This is a genomic window from Peptostreptococcus porci, from assembly GCF_009695815.1.
GTDB lineage: Bacteria > Bacillota > Clostridia > Peptostreptococcales > Peptostreptococcaceae > Peptostreptococcus > Peptostreptococcus porci.
This window is the reverse complement of record NZ_VUNE01000001.1, coordinates 448,204-464,493: the sequence shown is the minus strand read 5'-3', so window position 1 is coordinate 464,493 and position 16,290 is coordinate 448,204. Positions and strand designations below refer to the sequence as shown.

Below are 16,290 nucleotides of genomic sequence, written 5' to 3'. Positions count from 1 at the left end.
TTCAAACTACAACCACTTTTTTATAACAATTGATTGTCAGTTACTAAAAATAATATTTTACTACTAATTCTTCGTAATCAAGTCACTTATTATAACAATTGATCTTCAGTTATCAAAACCAATAATCTCTCGGACAAACCATCCCACGACAGATTGCTTATATCCAAAAACTTATCTCTGCTACTTTTTCTATAATCAACAGCTTTTTCCAATGCGAATTTCAATCTATTTTCAAAGCCTTCCACCTGTTCAAGAACTGGAGTTTGAATATCAAGCATTTCAGGTAATTCTACCAAGTCAAACATCCCACTGCGTTTAATATCATCACTCAACCATTCTTCCAGTCCATCAGTGTTGGTACAAATAACATAGCATCCACATGCCAATGCTTCAAGAATAACGAGAGGTAAACCTTCATAATACGATGGCAAAACAAAAATATCACTTGAGTTGAATAAATCCGCCAACTCTTGCTGGTCAATTTTTCCGACAAAATCAATTTTATGACATGACTTTTTTGCCAAATTTACTATTTCTTCTAATTCATCACAATCGCTGGCACCACCTGCAAAGACAATATCAATATAATCTTCTGAAATATCAATTTTGTTCAAAGCATTAATAAACGGAATCAACCCCTTGCTACAAGATATTTTACCAGCATAAGATATTTTGATGTTCCCAGATTTTTTTATCATTTTATTATTGAAAATAGAACTGTCATATCCACTTCCAATTATCTTTACCTTTGATTCATCAATTACAAATAGCTTCTCTATAGTTCTTTTCTGCTCATTATGAAGTGCAAATACGCCATCTAATTGCCCAATTTTTTCAATGACGTAATCTCTCATAAAATCATTACTCATTAATTGCCTGATACAGGTTCCATGGCAAATTGCATAGATTTTTTTATTCGGCAATAGCTCTCTTGTTATTGCGGAAATATAATATAAATGATGACATATAATCACATCTGGATTTTCCTTATCAACAGCATCCATCAATAGCTTGGAAAATTCCTCTCTCATTTTAGCTGCCTGATAACTTGTTATATCTCTATATCTGGTACTAGGATACGGCATATTATCGCTCATTCCAGGTACATTGAAATCAAGCACCTCACTATTATATTTTAATGGATATAGAGAAACCTCTCCATCGAATTTTTCTAATATTGCCTGCTCGCTATCAGCTATATCTATCCCCACTATCAATGCCTGATCTATATTTTTCTTTCTAAATCCATTTATTATTCCACTCATATAGATGCCACTTCCGGTTGAATCTGGCTTTTGAGCACTAATATGTAATACTTTCATATCAACCTCCATCTATTCCTTATCTATTTTAAACATCAGACACGTACAATCATCCATTTTTTTAAATCTTGGGATAAATCTCACCTTATCTTCATTATTTTCAAACTTTCTCAGTGCATCAAACAATGATACTATACCTCTATCAAAAGACAATTTCAACAAATCTTTCTCTTCAAAGATTCCATACTTGTCACAAATGGCATAATATCCATCACTAGCCATCAACACTTTCATATTCTCACTGATTTTACAAATTCCACATACAGCATTGTCAACAGCCTTTTCATCAAAACTTAGAATCCAATATCCGCCCTCTATATTATTTTTGAGTCTATTTTCAATTATTTGATCCATTACCCTCTCTTTGATTTCGGCAAAATTAATATAACCAAAGTCATTTAGATTTCTCATCGACTCAAAAACTTGACTATCAAAATTTGAAATTGTTTCATCAGCGATTTTAGGAATACAAGAGTTATCTGTGTAAATTCTGCAATCTCCAAGTACAAAATATTCCATATTGTCCTCATTTAGTCTTATTAAGGCAATCGAAGCTGACGGATAATCTAGTTTTAAAATATCCTCAAAGCCCAACCCATGGCTATCACTTAAATTTCGCTCAAACTCAGCTCTTATTTCTCGTATTCCTCTTTTTATCAACAATTCTAGAGAAATATTGTCTGTAATATTATCTCTCAAATATTTATCCCACCAGAGCGAATACCATCTGGCATCGGTCTCTGATGGCATAAAATTTTTCCCATTTAAACCAGTAGCACCATCGATTACCCAAGCAATATTCTCCTTGAATCCACACGCATCTTCATTGTGAATATTTGAGCCTGATGTGCATAATGCTACCAGATCCTTTATTTTATAATTCATTTTTACTCCAAACTATATTAATTAATCCAAGCTAAACAATCCTAACAGCTCATCCTTACTCAGGCTAGCAAATCCACCAGAAGAATTTTCTACAAATAAATCGCTTAACTCTTTTTTCGCATCTTGCATTTTCAATATCTTTTCTTCAATTGTATTCTTTGTTATAAAGTTGAAAACCTGCACATTATTTTCTTGACCAATTCTGGTTAATTTATAATATTCTTTCGTTCATTACGGCAAAAATATTGGGGATTATTTCATTCTCGTTTACATATTTGATTGCCAGATTACTGCCTTTGTATTGTAGCTATAACTATAATATCAAATTAATGTTTAATTGTAAATTACAACAAGAAAAAGAGAGATATCATAAAAAGAGCGAAATACTTTTCTATCATTAAAAGTTTTCGCTCATACACCATATTATTTTACACAAAATATAACTTTAGAAATCATATGTATGCAGAAATATATCACAACTAAATGTTAAATCAAATCTTTCTAATTGCCTGTAAAAAATAAGGACTTTTAGTCTTAAGATAACCTGTTACAATTATAAAAATCACACTTATAACACCCTGTATATACAAATATAGCACTGAACTATTTGGGTTACCAACATAAGTTACTTCAGTTCATTTTCGATTTTCTTAGTATAATATAATTTGACATAATAAATATAACAATGGAGACTAGGCAAATCAAATAATATGGAAGAAATACTTTGTCTCCTAAAGAATATATGGACAAACTATCCATATAACTTAAAACATTAACTCCATGTACAGGAAAAATCTGTATAATTTTACTTAATTTATACGAATTTAATAAAGAAGATTTAAGTATTATTGGAAAAACTGAAAAACAAATTGTCAGCATGAATGTACTTAAATCATTCTTAGTGATATAGTTAATTAAAATTCCAAATCCTCCTATTGCACATATAGACAAAAAAGCACCTAATATATACTTACTTATCATTTCGCCAATACTCCATAAATATATTGAAGAAAATAAATCTGGAATAACTTGAATTTGACTTTCTATCCCTTGAATACCTAAAGGAATAAGAACTATTGCAAAAATTGTAAGTGTACATAACAAAAATACCAGTAAAATATACCCATAAAACATTTTTAATTTATTGACAATGATCCTTTGTTTCACTTCTACGTTTCGTTGATTAATTATTTTATCCATTTTTGTATTTTTCTCAACAGAAAACAAACGACTTGCCATTATAATTGCCAAAAAAATTATAGCACCATAAGTAAATATCAAGCTTTTGATAATAATCGGCCATTGATCTACAAAGTCAAATCTTATAGGATTGTCATTTTTCTCTAAAAGCTCAAAGATTTTCACTTCTTCTTCAGAAGGTTGTAAAGACTCCCCAGATGCATACATCTTTGTTTTCACCTTATTCTTTTGAGCCTCTTTTAATGTTTCATTTGAATCTATATCTTTAATGGAAAAAGAGTTCTCTTCACCATATGATGAATAGGCATTTTGTAAAAAATAATACATGCCAGGATATTTTTGTTCTGTTTTCATATAGTCCGTATCGTTATCTGACGAAAATTTATTGGCATATTCAAGAATTTCTTGAATATTTTCTTGATCTATATAGCCAGATATTTTTCTTACTTGATTCTTCTTATACTTTAATCCCTCTAATCCAACAATATTCACTTCTTTTCCCGACGAATAACCATATGTCTCATAACCATTTATAAAGAAAAGAGGTAATACAATAGATATCAAAATACAAAACAAAGATAAAACTATTATGATTTGATTTTGATTGATTTTTTTGAACTCACTAATCATTTCTTCCTCCTCAAAGATTTAGCCTTAAACTGTAGAACTAAGAATATGGCAATCGATATAATAAGAGTATTCAATAATATCTTTGTTGTACGTAATACTGGAATATTTAACACTTGATATACATTTAGTGTCAGTATGTTGCTGTGGATATTGCCTCCAAATATAGGTAATGTCTCAATGAAACGACGTAATGTATAGCTAAGATTAGGGAATCTTAACACTATTACTGGTACAAATGTAATTACAATTGAAATCAACAATGTTTTAACAGTATTCTCATTAAAATAGTTAATTACTATAGTTAATAATCCTATAGACATCAGTGTCAAAAGACCTAATATTATTTCTAAAATAAGAGCTTCCCCAAAGGTCAAGTTATATATACTTGTAAAATATTCTATTTGTATTTGAGAGAAAAATCCAGAAAATCCAAAATTAACCCCAAAAATAGCAACAAGAATAAATGATGATATCAACCACTGGATCGAAATAAATAAAACTGTTGCTTTTATCTTATTATTTACTATTTGCCCTCTATTTCTAGCACTCGACATTAGAATCTTATCCATTGATATTTCTTTTTCATAGGAAAATACAGAAGAAATTTGTACTATGATGATAAATGTCATAATCATATATAGCAAACCAAAGCTTTTGTATAATAGATTCCATTGTTTCGCATAAGTAATGTTATAAGGAGTTTTTAAATTTTGTGCTTTATCCATGATAATTTGTTTTTCATCTGTCTTATAATTATCCTCATTAATTGATATTAAGCCTTTTATTTGATCTTTATTTTTCTCATAAAAATCTCTTCCTCTTGTTTTTTTAGCTTCAGCCATAAAACTTCCATCAGAAGTTGAATAAGCGTATGATAAAACTTTCAAAATCGCTGGTTCACTAATCGACAAATTAGAATAAGCTTGTTCATCACTCGGAAAATCATCTATCTTATCAATAAATGCACTAATCTTTTCAACCGTTAACTCTCCTTCAGAATTTTTATAACGCTCTTGTTCCAACTGAACAGCTTTTCTACCTTTGACTAAATTAGAACTATTAACATCCACTATCGTTGAAACTGTTGTAACAGGTATGACTCCAACAAAAATAACTACAATACAAAGTATAGCCCAAATTATTTTATTATATTTTCTTGTAAGAATTTTTTTAATTTCATATTTCATTTGTAAAACCTTCTTCTTTAAAATTATATAAATAAACGTCATTCAAAGTTGGTTTAACTTGTTTTGACCCCTCTATAATATCTTTACTATTAATATATCTAATAACATAGTAATCCTCTTGTTCATAACTTTCTGATATAGTAATATGTTTGAGTTTTGTATATACATCTTGTTTGTTGATTTTTACTTCCCAAACATTACCATCTACTCGAGAAATTAACTCCTCTTCTTTTCCTTCCATAACAAAAGATCCATTTTTTAACACATACAACTTTTTAGTTATAAATTCTAAATCACTCACTATATGAGTAGATAGCAAAATCGTTTTCTCTTGTGATTTTTCTACAAGATAATTTTTGAAATAATTCCTTTGAGATGGATCTAAGCCTGCTGTTGGTTCATCTAAAAGTATTAGATGTGGATCTGCTAAAAATGCCTGTGCTAAACCAACTCTTCGAACTTGACCACCAGATAGATTTTTTAATTTAACTTTTTTTTTATCCTCAAGTTCAAAAATCTTTAGTTGTTTATTTATGTCTGATAATATACCTTTAGATTCTTTACCCATTTTAACAAATCCCATATATTGCAAAAATTCTTGGACTGTCATCTCTGGATAACCTTCAAATTGCTGAGGCAAAAATCCAACTCGTGGTTTTTCTCCATTGAAAGAAATTTCACCTGACGTAGCTTTTATATATCCTGAGATGATATTAAAAAGAGTGCTTTTTCCTACCCCATTCGCTCCCAAAAATCCATAAATTCCGTTGCCTATCTCTGTAGAAATATTTTTTAAAACAAAATTTTCACCATATGACTTACTTAAGTTCTTGATATACATATTCATTTTTTTCACCTACTCAAACTCATATTTTTCTATATACTCTCTCAACAACTTTTCATCGTTTTCTAGTAACCTGTAATAATTAATAAATCCGTCTCCAATAACTCTTCAAGCGACTGGAGAAATATTTTCTTCGATCCCTTCTAAACTCCATTTTCTCCCCCTTTTTATTTTAAACAAAGTTACCTAAACATATAGACCTCACAAGGCAATAATAACAGATTTAAATAAAAAAATCTGCTAACTTTTGTGCATAATAAAAATACACGCTACACATTCATTTCCATGCAAGGAGAATGTGGGCGTGTATTTTATTTAGGGCTCTTATGAGTCAGCCCCTATTTATTCATCCTTTTACTAATTAAAAACTATCTATATATCCTAGTTCTCTAGCCTTCTTTGTCATTTCTTGATAATTTTTCACATCTAATTTTCTATAAATCCTATTTAAACTTACAGCCAAAGATCTAAGAGATATAAAACATTCTTTAGCTACATCTTCTCTGGTAAGTCCACTAGAATATAATCGAATGATATTTATTTCATTCGGACTTAATTCTTCTATCTTACTATAACTTATTGGAAATACCTTTTTATCATTATCAACAATAACCTCAAGTTTCTTTATTAATACCTGTGTGTCAACCTCCTTAGAGATGAATCCATAGCAGCCAATACTTTTTGCTAAATCTTGATAGTACTTTAAATTATAGCCTGTCAAAATAACTATTTTGATACCAGGATACTCTTTAATTAATCTTTCGCTAATTTCCAGCCCCTGTTCTTTTTTTGTAAGTCCTTTTAAGTTTATATCCATGAGAACTACATCAAACGCATCCTTTCTTAAGATATAGTCAAGCTCCCTAATATCTTTTAATACAAGGACCTCAAATCCTTTTGTTTTTGCCAAACTATCTTTCAAGCTATCTGCTAACAGTTTATGATCTTCGATTAATAAAATCTTCATAAATCACCTCTCTTTTCATTGGTATCTCTATTCCAATAGATACACTAGATTCCCCCTCCTCCAAAAAATTATTTGGATTCATTTTTATATCTATTTTTCCACCTAGTTTTTTAACTTCTAATTCTAGAATCCTTAGTCCAACATTTTTTATATTTTTATTAGCTTCTATATCCATATAGTCTCCATAATTAACTGAGGTTAAAAATATCTTATCTTCACTTTGATGAAGATTTATCTCAGAATAAAATCCTTTTGAATGCTTGAAAATATTAATAACTATTTCATGAATACACTTGTAAATAACTGAGGCATAAGGTTCAACTAAATCTAATGACTTATAACAATTAAAGTCAATTAAGATTTCATCATTTTTAAATCTATCTTTCAACTCATCAATTAAAGTAATATAAGTATCACACAAATATTCTCCTCCTTTAATTTTTGGCTTATATAGATTTATTTCCCCCCTAATTTTATTTATCGTTTCTTGCAATAAGTTAATAATATTTTTTCTATTTTCTATAATATTTTCCTCCTTTACTTGTCTTAGTGAAACAATTATATATTGTAAAATTTCATCATGTAAAAAACTAATAATTCTTTCATTGTACAGGTCTTCTTGTTTGTCGATAATCTCATTTAAATTGAAGTACGCAGTAGATAAATTTATAGAATCTTTATTATTTTCAACAACTCTTAATTTATTTGTCATTACGAATAATAGTACAATTTCTGTTGAGAAAATAAGAGTCATAAGCACATCTTTAGTTAACACAAATGATATTATATTTAATAACATAAACCAAAATATTATATACCATCGGCTACATTCATTTAAGTGTAAATGGTTTATTTTTTTTAAATAACTAAATTCTAAGAATAATTTAATTAATTCTAAGAAAAATAATGTCATGTATACATCAATATTTGTTGCACTAAAATCTACTATAGGTATAAAATATTGTGATATTATGATCGCTAAAAAAATCAAAACCATTATAAACAAACATTTATAGCTATATTTCCCAAACTTTTTTAATTTTTCCTTATTCTTTGTAATTATATAAATAGGAAAAATTCCAATAAAAAAATAGGTACCTTGATAAATAGTTATAAATATATTTAAAGAAAATAACTTTGAAACATATAAAAATAATGTATAAACTACTATTAACTTATAATATTTATTCAAGAATACCAAATTTTCTGTATATAGTTTCGTGTAAAACACTATTATTATCATAAATAAAAAACAATATACAATATTGATGTCCCAATTGCTAAGGCGACTGAGAATTAATATATTTGTAAAAATATAAAAGCACGATATTATACTAATAAAACTTCCTTGCTCAATAAATTTACTCCTTCTATTTGCCAAAAACAAATAATAATTCATCGCATTTCCTAAAGACATAATTATCAATGCAAAAACATAAAAATTTGTTTTAGATATATTTTGAGCAAAGTAAATAGTTGTCATTACTAAAACTATTTGTAGTAAAATATGAAGATATAATATTATATTATTTTTATTCTTTTTTATCATTTTTTTCATTGTCAAATCTCCAATAAACTTACTATCAGATAATTTATCTGCATCAAATCCTAATTTTTATCTTTTTCAAACCTTTCACTTAGTTTCAAATATAACTCTATTATCTATGTGTACTTTCATTAATAATATACTTTTAATTATATCAGAACTACAATTAAAATGGTTGTATAATTTTTACCATCAACGCTAAATATTATACAACCAATATTATGCAACCAAAATAGGCTGACCTAAAAGGTCAGCCCGTTTCTGTTAAATATTATATATTCAAGACTAGTAGAATGTCATATCAATACTCTATCCCATACAGGAACAAAATATTAATACATTTCAGCCATTCTCTTGTATCCTTCATATCTTTCCTTAGCGTTCTTTTCAGCTAAAGCGAATAATTCTTCACTTTCTTCTGGGAACATCTTAGCTATAGAAGCATATCTGTTCTGTGCCATGATAAACTCTCTGAATGATTCAGTTGGTTCCTTAGAATCAAGTGTAAATGGATTCTTTCCTTCTTCTTTCAAGCTTGGATTGAATCTGTATAGATGCCAGTATCCACTCTTAACAGCATCATCTTCATTTTCAACTGTCTTACCCATACCCTTCTTTAATCCGTGGTTGATACATGGAGCATAAGCTATTATTAATGATGGACCGTCATGCTTTTCAGCTTCTATCATTGCTTTTAAGAAGTGGTTCTTGTCAGCACCAATAGCAACCTGAGCAACATATACGTTACCGTAAGTAGCAGCCATCATACCAAGATCTTTCTTCTTAGATCTCTTACCAGCAGCAGCAAACTTAGCCATAGCAGCAACTGGAGTAGCCTTTGAAGACTGTCCACCTGTATTAGAGTAAACTTCTGTATCAAATACAAGTACATTCACATCTTCTCCTGATGCAAGAACATGGTCAAGTCCACCGTATCCGATATCATAAGCCCAACCGTCTCCACCAAGAATCCAGTGAGATCTCTTAACGAAGTAATCTTTTAATTCAACTAATTCTTTTACTAATTCAGCGAAGTTTCCTTCAGCAGCATATTTATCAACCAATGCTTCAAACGCAGCACTTGTTGCAACAGTAGTTTCACCATTCTTCATATTTTCAACGAACTCAGTAACAACTGCCTTGTCAGCTTCTGGAACAACTGCAGCTAATTCTACAGCTAGATCTCTAACCTTTTCTCTTAACTGCTTAACAGCCAAATACATACCATATCCGTATTCAGCATTGTCTTCAAATAATGAGTTTGCCCATGATGGACCCTTACCTTCGTGGTTCACTGTGTAAGGAGTTGATGGAGCTGAAGCACCCCAGATTGAAGAACAACCTGTAGCATTTGCTATCATCATTCTATCACCAAATAGCTGAGTAGCCAACTTGATATAAGCTGTTTCACCACAACCTGCACAAGCACCTGAGAATTCAAGAAGTGGCTGTTTGAACTGAGATCCCTTAATAGTTGTAGCTGGCATCACGCTTGGTTTAGCAGAAACCTTGCTGAAATCAGTTGCAAAATACCAATTAGCTTCTTGTTGCTCTTTCTGTTCTTCCATCGGCATCATAATTAATGCTTTATTCTTTGCTGGACAGATATCTGCACAGTTTCCACAACCTGTACAATCCATAGCAGAAACCTGAATTCTGTAATGTAAGCCTTCTAATCCCTTACCAACAGCCTTCTTAGTTGTAAATCCTTCTGGAGCATTCTTCAATTCTTCTTCAGTCAACAAGAATGGTCTGATTGCAGCATGAGGACATACTAATGAACACTGGTTACACTGAATACAGTTATCTATCTGCCATTCAGGAACGTCAACTGCTATACATCTCTTTTCGTACGCAGCTGTACCAGCTGGGAAGTGACCATCTTCTCTACCGTTGAAAGCTGATACTGGTAATCCATTACCTTCAACTGCAGTCATAGGTCTTAATATATTTTTGATGAATTCTGGTTCGTTGCTTGCTTCAACATTGCTATCAACAGCATCAGCCCAAGAAGCAGGAACATCTATTTTAACAAGAGCATCTATTCCCTTATCAACAGCAGCATAGTTCATGTTGATAATCTTGTCACCCTTCTTACCATAAGTCTTAACAATAGAATCTTTTAAGTACTTAACAGCATCTTCTGTTGGAATTATTTCAGCTAGCTTAAAGAAGGCAGCCTGACAAACCATATTTATTCTATTTCCTAATCCTATTTCCTTTGCTATGTTAACAGCATCTAAAGTATAGAATTTGATATCATTTCTTGCTATATATCTCTTCAATGAAGCTGGAAGATGAACATCAAGTTCTTCAGGAGACCATATTGTATTTAATACAAAAGTACCACCTTTTCTTAAGCCCTTGATTACATCATACTGGTATACATAGCTCTGCTTATGACATGCTATATAGTCAGCTTCGTCCAATAGGTATGTAGATCTGATTGGAGTATCACCAAATCTCAAGTGTGACATAGTTACACCACCAGATTTCTTTGAATCATAATCAAAGTAAGCCTGAACATACTTATCAGTGTGATCACCTATAATCTTGATAGCCTGCTTGTTAGCACCAACAGTACCATCTGAACCAAGTCCCCAGAATTTACATCTAACTGTACCTGGCTGAGCTATCTTAACTTCTTCTGTTATTTCTAGTGAATGATTAGTTACATCATCAACTATGCTTAATACAAATCTATTCTTTGGAGCATCAGAAACTAGGTTCTGGAATGCAGCATTTAGATCAGTTGGTATAGTATCTTTTGATCCTAATCCATATCTACCACCAATTATCATTGGAGCATTTTCCTGTCCGTAGTATATATCTCTAACGTCAAGGTATAGAGGTTCTCCATTTGCACCTGGTTCTTTTGTTCTATCAAGAACAACTATTCTTTCAACAGTGCTAGGCATTACTTTTAAGAAATGTTCAGTTGAGAAAGGTCTGTAAAGATGAACTTTAACTAAACCGTATTTTCCACCCTTTGCGTTTAATACATCTATTAATTCTTCAGCAGCTTCCGTAACAGAACCCATAGCTACCATTACATATTTTGCATCCTCTGCTCCATAGTAATCAAACAATGAGTGCTTTCTACCAGTAACTTCTGACATCTTATCCATGTATTTTTCAACAATTCCTATCATATCATTGTAGAATTTGTTTGAAGCTTCTCTTGTCTGGAAGTAGATATCAGGATTCTGAGCAGTACCTCTAGTTACAGGATGGTTAGGAGATAATGAATTATCTCTGAAAGATTTTACAGCATCAAAGTTTAATAGCTTTGCATAATCTTCATTTTCTAACAATTCAACCTTCTGAATTTCATGAGAAGTTCTAAATCCATCAAAGAAATGAATGAATGGAAGTCTTCCTTCAATTGCAGCATAATGAGCAACTGGAGCGATATCTGCAACTTCCTGTACTGAACCAGAAGCCAATAGACAACAACCAGTCATTCTTGCTGACATAACGTCCTGATGATCTCCAAATATAGAAAGTGCTTGAGATGCAAGAGCACGTGCAGAAACGTGGAATACACCTGGTAATAACTCACCAGCACACTTATACATATTTGGTAACATTAAAAGTAGACCCTGAGATGCTGTGTATGTAGAAGTAAGAGCACCAGCGGCTAATGAACCGTGGAATGCACCTGCAGCACCACCTTCAGATTGCATTTCAACAACTTTTACAACCTGACCGAAAATATTTTTTCTTTCCTGTGAAGCCCATTCGTCAACAACTTCAGCCATTGTTGAAGATGGAGTGATTGGATATATTGCCGCAACATCAGTAAACGCATAAGATACATGCGCTGCAGCAGTATTACCATCAACTGTTTTCATAAATTTAGCCATGACTTTATTCCTCCTTAAAGAATAACAAATATAAACTATAATTTTTATAAAATACTGAGCATCAAATCGAAACTTATTCAAAAATTAAAAACAAGCACACGACATCCTTGAATTCTTGGATTTTTCAATTGATAATACTCGATATTTGTATTAGTTCATGAAATTGGTGGAGTTATTCTCTCTTTTAAAATGAAAACCCATCAATTATCAAACTTAATTATACTAAAAAAAAACTAAAAAATCAACTTATACAAAACATATTTTTTTAATATTCTGTTTTCTTTGTTAAATCATTATCTTTATTGTGTATATGTAATTAATTTAACTAATTCTCGGTTTTATTTTTAAAAAACACAACCAAAATATCATCTTGCTTTTCACGATTTGAACTGTAATTCTGAATCTCATCTTTAATTTTTCTAATGACATTCTCCTTGTTTTTATTAATATTTTTTAACAAAAATCTTTCCAATCTTTCAAGACCAAATTCCTTGCCCAAATTATTTTTCATCTCCAAGATACCGTCTGTGAAGAAGCAAATACTCTCCTTATCATCCAAATTGATTTCTATCTCATTGTATGAAGAATTTTCTAGCACACCTACTGGCAATCCCTGCTTTCCATCCGATATGTCTACGCTTCTGCCTTTTTTATCAATGACTATAGGATAGTAATGTCCGGCATTTGAAATGGTCATTTTTTCATTGTATTTATCGAAAATTCCAACAAGAGCTGTAGCATACATTCCGATTTCATCAAATTCCTTATAGATATACTGGTTTAAATTTCTCAAAATTTCCTTTGGTGAATCAGAATATCTTATCAAAATGTTAAAAGCACCCTTTAAAAGTGCAACAATATAATTTGATGCAACCCCATGACCCATAACATCTGCTACAATGAATACGACCTTGTCACCCAAATCAATTGCATTATAGAAATCTCCACCAACAACCTTTGCCGACTCTTGATAGAAATACATTTCCTTATTGCCAAAATTCCCATCACTACAACAATCCATTATCAATTTTTGCTGCTTCTTCAATATTGACAATTCATTTTCAATATCCTTATGCTTTTCTTCAATCTTCATGTGCTCATAAGTCTGGATATTTAAGTAAATCTGCCTTGCTAATATAGAGATTGTCTTTCTATCGTCATTTGAGTATTCAGCACTGCCAATACATCCCACAACCAATTCCGTCTTTGAGTCTATGATGAACTTCTTGTATAGATAGCACTTGGCAACACCGCCATCTATCATAGAAAAATTCCCGTTATTATTTACCTCCACATTCTTTTTTGAATTCAGAATATGTGTTACCAGACTTGAAAATTCAGCCTTTTCGGAATTCGGTCTAACAACATCTATTACATTTTCTTCAATATTATCCTCTGAATCCTTTTTTACCATTCTAATGAAAGTAAACTCACTATTTAATGATTCCAAAAGCACAGAGGTCATTTTATTCAAATAGTAGTCCAAATTTTTCGTTGAATATATTTCCATTGAAGCTTTGTTAATATTATTCATGGAGCTTCTCAGCTTATCTACTAGCTTATTGATACCGTCATTTTTTTCGGTAATCGAAATGGACAGCGTCAATAATGATGCAACTTGCGAAATAAAATCTATGTCATCCTGCTCCAGTTTCTCACCCTTCATTATATAGCATGACATAAATCCGATAGTTCTATTTTCTAGTACAAATGGAAAAACTGCTCTACCAACATATTTTTCATTTAATGCCATCATTTCTTCGCCCTTTGCACCCTCGTATTCAAATATATTTTCAACGATAACTTGCTTTTTTTCTCTGACAGCTTCATGAATATACTTCGGATACAAATCGAAATCTATCTTTGATCCATACTCCTCGTTTTGAGGAAAAAGAGTAGGTATATAGTCAAGTGTTGCAGAACAAACCAGATGTGCATATGAATAATCATCGCCATAGAATAGATTGACACATGCTTTTGTAGGGTGAACAACACTCAACATTTTCTTGATTACTATATCTTTAATCTCATAGAAATTATCTGAGCCTGTTACTATCTTTGAAATTTCCACGAGGTCCTTCATCTTCTTTATATTTTCCAATCCAATCAACCCCCTTTTCAATAATCTATATAATGCCGCATACTTACTTTATAATAATTTTTCCAATTCTTATTTTATCTCCATCAGCATTTCTCTGATATATTTTTTTGACACTGGATGATAGTAGTATGGTTCAATTTCAAATAGAGGCTTTAAAACAAAATCTCTCAGATGCATCTCCACATGAGGTATTTTCAAATTTTCGTCATTAACCACTTCATCACCATATGAAATAATATCTACATCAAGAGTTCTTTCTCCCCATCTTCTCGTAGCTTTTCTTCCTGCTAATCTCTCCGTATTTTTACAAAAATCCAACAGCTCAAATGGCGTGAATATAGTCTCTACCTTTACAGCTCCATTTAAAAAATCTGGCTGATCTTCAACTCCATATGGAATAGTTTCGATAAAGCTAGATCTTTTTATCTCCTTAATGTAGCTACATTTTTGTATTTCGTCGAAAACCATGCTCAAAAAATTTTCTCTATCCCCCAGATTTGAACCTATTGCAAGATATGCGATAACTCGTTTTCTATGAATATTTATAGATACATTGGAAAACTTTGTAGGAATTGGTGCATGAGGCTTCTCAATGCTCAGCTTCAATTCACATATTTTATCGTATTTGCAGAGAATATATTTCGATAAATCATTGCACAGCACCTCTAGTAAATCATATCTATTATTTTCGCAAAACTCCCTTATATCAATTGCAACATCAGCATAATTCACTGTGTTTTCTATATCATCATAAATCCTAGAGGTATCCATAAAAAACTCACAATTAACAGAAAACATTTGACCAAGAGTTTTTTCACTTTCCAAAACTCCATGATAACCATAAAACTCAATTCCATCAATTTTTATCGAATCCATTGTCTCTCCTCCAAAACTGATTTGGTAACCTTTATTGCATCAACATTCTCGTCTACATCATGTACTCTAAAAAACGTAGCACCCTTCATCAGCCCTATTACAGTTGTTGCAAGAGTACCAGCCGTCCTATTTTCAGTTTCCTTTCCAGTCGATGCACCTATAAATCTTTTTTTAGATGTTGCAATCAATACTGGATATCCAAGCTTACATAACTCATCAGTCCTATTTACCGCAATTAAATTATGCTCATATTCCTTTTGAAATCCCACACCGGCATCCAATATTATTTTATCGTCACTGATACCATTTTTTTTCGCAATATCTATCGTCTCTTTCATATCAGAAATAAAATCATTCCAAAAATCAGTATAATCAAGTTTTTTCCTATTGTGCATTAGACAACATGGCAATCCAGTTTCAGATATCAGGCTCGCCATTTTAGGATCATACTTTAATCCCCAAATATCGTTGACAAGGTCAATATTTGTTTTCAATGCGTTTATCACATCACTTTTATAGCTATCTAGTGACACAGGAATATCAAAATTATTTTTTATTTTTTCAATGACCGGCAACACTCTGTCGATTTCTTCTTGATCCGATATCTGAATATGACCAGGTCTCGTAGATTCGCCACCAACGTCAATTATATCTACACCCGCTTCAATCATTTTCTCTACATGGAACAAAGCATTATCTACAGAATAAAACTTTCCACCATCTGAAAAAGAATCAGGGGTAACATTTAGTATCCCCATTATATAAGCACCATTTTTTATATCAAATTCTCTATTTCCTATCTTCATAGCTTCCCTCCTCTATACTCAACTACGAACAATACAATATAAGCACTCCATTATGCTACA

General features: G+C 31.3%; 12 protein-coding genes. All 12 read right to left on the bottom strand.

The features are described 5' to 3' along the window. Window positions 1–89: 89 nt before the first annotated feature. Window positions 90–1,322, bottom strand: a complete 1,233-nt coding sequence (locus FYJ71_RS02050) for a glycosyltransferase family 4 protein (RefSeq protein WP_195836881.1) — start codon at window positions 1,320–1,322, stop codon at window positions 90–92. A gap of 12 nt (window positions 1,323–1,334) precedes the next feature. Further along, entirely contained in the window at window positions 1,335–2,207 is an 873-nt protein-coding gene (locus FYJ71_RS02045; protein WP_154537139.1) for a hypothetical protein, read from the bottom strand. A gap of 21 nt (window positions 2,208–2,228) precedes the next feature. Continuing rightward, the gene (locus FYJ71_RS02040; protein ID WP_207707210.1) at window positions 2,229–2,390 is read right to left on the bottom strand and encodes a hypothetical protein; all 162 of its coding nucleotides are present in this window, start codon (window positions 2,388–2,390) and stop codon (window positions 2,229–2,231) included. A 447-nt stretch (window positions 2,391–2,837) separates the two neighbouring features. Beyond that, entirely contained in the window at window positions 2,838–4,037 is a 1,200-nt protein-coding gene (locus FYJ71_RS02035; RefSeq protein WP_154537138.1) for a hypothetical protein, read from the bottom strand. Continuing rightward, window positions 4,034–5,224, bottom strand: a complete 1,191-nt coding sequence (locus FYJ71_RS02030) for a hypothetical protein (protein ID WP_154537137.1) — start codon at window positions 5,222–5,224, stop codon at window positions 4,034–4,036. The genes FYJ71_RS02035 and FYJ71_RS02030 overlap by 4 nt, the downstream gene beginning before the upstream one ends. After that, a complete protein-coding gene (locus FYJ71_RS02025; protein ID WP_154537535.1) occupies window positions 5,214–6,071 on the bottom strand; it encodes an ABC transporter ATP-binding protein in 858 nt (285 codons plus the stop codon). Before FYJ71_RS02025 ends, FYJ71_RS02030 begins: the two co-directional genes overlap by 11 nt. A gap of 358 nt (window positions 6,072–6,429) precedes the next feature. Continuing rightward, window positions 6,430–7,035: a response regulator transcription factor gene (locus FYJ71_RS02020; RefSeq protein WP_154537136.1), complete on the bottom strand. Its 606-nt coding sequence runs from the start codon at window positions 7,033–7,035 to the stop codon at window positions 6,430–6,432. Then, window positions 7,007–8,593, bottom strand: coding sequence for a sensor histidine kinase (locus tag FYJ71_RS02015; RefSeq protein WP_154537135.1), 1,587 nt, complete (start codon window positions 8,591–8,593; stop codon window positions 7,007–7,009). Before FYJ71_RS02015 ends, FYJ71_RS02020 begins: the two co-directional genes overlap by 29 nt. A 320-nt stretch (window positions 8,594–8,913) precedes the next feature. Continuing rightward, entirely contained in the window at window positions 8,914–12,447 is a 3,534-nt protein-coding gene (gene nifJ, locus FYJ71_RS02010; protein ID WP_154537134.1) for a pyruvate:ferredoxin (flavodoxin) oxidoreductase, read from the bottom strand. 325 nt (window positions 12,448–12,772) lie between these two features. After that, entirely contained in the window at window positions 12,773–14,548 is a 1,776-nt protein-coding gene (locus FYJ71_RS02005) for a SpoIIE family protein phosphatase (protein WP_154537133.1), read from the bottom strand. Between the two features lie 69 nt (window positions 14,549–14,617). Then, entirely contained in the window at window positions 14,618–15,424 is an 807-nt protein-coding gene (folK, locus tag FYJ71_RS02000) for a 2-amino-4-hydroxy-6-hydroxymethyldihydropteridine diphosphokinase (RefSeq protein WP_154537132.1), read from the bottom strand. After that, window positions 15,412–16,230 (bottom strand): dihydropteroate synthase, encoded by an 819-nt coding sequence (folP, locus tag FYJ71_RS01995; protein WP_154537131.1) that lies wholly within the window; start codon window positions 16,228–16,230, stop codon window positions 15,412–15,414. Before folP ends, folK begins: the two co-directional genes overlap by 13 nt. Window positions 16,231–16,290: the final 60 nt, after the last annotated feature.

Coding starts and splice junctions, on each gene's coding strand:
- FYJ71_RS02050 (WP_195836881.1), bottom strand. CDS start 1,322: ATGAAAGTATTACATATTAGTGCTCAAAAGCCAGATTCAACCGGAAGT.
- FYJ71_RS02045 (WP_154537139.1), bottom strand. CDS start 2,207: ATGAATTATAAAATAAAGGATCTGGTAGCATTATGCACATCAGGCTCA.
- FYJ71_RS02035 (WP_154537138.1), bottom strand. CDS start 4,037: ATGATTAGTGAGTTCAAAAAAATCAATCAAAATCAAATCATAATAGTT.
- FYJ71_RS02030 (WP_154537137.1), bottom strand. CDS start 5,224: ATGAAATATGAAATTAAAAAAATTCTTACAAGAAAATATAATAAAATA.
- FYJ71_RS02025 (WP_154537535.1), bottom strand. CDS start 6,071: ATGAATATGTATATCAAGAACTTAAGTAAGTCATATGGTGAAAATTTT.
- FYJ71_RS02020 (WP_154537136.1), bottom strand. CDS start 7,035: ATGAAGATTTTATTAATCGAAGATCATAAACTGTTAGCAGATAGCTTG.
- FYJ71_RS02015 (WP_154537135.1), bottom strand. CDS start 8,593: ATGAAAAAAATGATAAAAAAGAATAAAAATAATATAATATTATATCTT.
- nifJ (WP_154537134.1), bottom strand. CDS start 12,447: ATGGCTAAATTTATGAAAACAGTTGATGGTAATACTGCTGCAGCGCAT.
- folK (WP_154537132.1), bottom strand. CDS start 15,424: ATGGATTCGATAAAAATTGATGGAATTGAGTTTTATGGTTATCATGGA.
- folP (WP_154537131.1), bottom strand. CDS start 16,230: ATGAAGATAGGAAATAGAGAATTTGATATAAAAAATGGTGCTTATATA.